We start from the raw sequence: 1,007 nt of genomic DNA, 5'->3' as shown, positions 1-1,007 counted from the left end.
CTAGGTCGTTTCTGATGGCTCTTGGACTGTGTCGCGGAGCCAGATGACGATCGCGGCGACGGTCAGTGTGCCGTTGAAGAGGTAGTCGCGCTTGTCGAAGCGGGTAGCCACCGCGCGGAACTGTTTCCACTTGCTCACGCATCGCTCGACGGCGTTGCGTCGCCGGTACTGATCCCGGTCGAAGGCGGGCGGGCGACCGCCGGCAGCGCCTCGGCGCCGGCGGTGGGCCCGCTGGTCCTCGGGCTCGGCGATGGTCGCCTTGATGCCCCGGCCTCGGAGGTAGGCCCGGTTGTCGCGGCTGGAGTAGGCCTTGTCGCCGCGGAGGCGGTCCGGCCGGCAGCGTGGGCGGCCCGGACCTTCCCGCCCGATCCGCAGTCCGGTCAGCAGGGGAATGAGCATCGGGCTGTCGCCCCGCTGACCTGATGTGGTCCGCCAGTTCAGCGGGCGGGCCCGGTCGTCGGACAGCAGATGGATCTTGGTGGTCAGTCCGCCCCTGGAGCGTCCCAGCGCCTCTCGTCCATCGGCTTCCACGCGCGTCCCGCCCCTTTTTCCGGGAAGTCGCGCGGCGGTCGGTGCCGGGCCCCGGCCGCGTGCTGGTGGGCCCGGCAGGAGGTGGAGTCGATGTTGACCGCCCACTCTCCTTCCAGGCCGCGGGCCAGGGTGCCGTCGGGGTCGGTGGCATCGGCCTCGATCTGCAGCTCGGCCAGGATCCGCTGCCAGGTACCGTCCGCCGACCAGCGGCGATGCCGTTCGTAGACGGTCTGCCAGGGGCTGTAGCGCTCCGGCAGGTCCGGCCAGGGCACCCCGGTGCGAGCCCGGAACAGTACCCCGTTGACCACCGTCCGGTGATCCGACCACTGCCCACCCGGCAGACCGTTCGCCGGCAGCAACGGCCTGATCTTCTGCCACTGCGCGTCGCTCAGTTCATGTCGTCGCACCATGCCGGACGCATGCCCTCACCACGGCCTGGTCCACCCTGCTGACAAGAGCCATCAGAAACGACCTAG

The 1,007-nt window shown here is 70.2% G+C and carries 1 protein-coding gene; it reads right to left on the bottom strand.

Features of this window, described 5'->3' with window-relative positions:
- Positions 1-941 (bottom strand): IS5 family transposase gene (locus IF20_RS38780; RefSeq protein ID WP_407702612.1). Its coding sequence is split into 2 segments (ribosomal slippage): positions 1-561 and positions 564-941, totalling 939 coding nucleotides; the frame shifts between segments, so codons are not numbered across the junction.
- Positions 942-1,007: the final 66 nt, after the last annotated feature.

The organism is Streptomyces niger (genome assembly GCF_000718305.1).
Lineage (GTDB): Bacteria > Actinomycetota > Actinomycetes > Streptomycetales > Streptomycetaceae > Streptomyces > Streptomyces niger.
The sequence above is the reverse complement of the archived record's forward strand: the minus strand, read 5'-3'. Positions and strand labels throughout refer to the sequence as shown.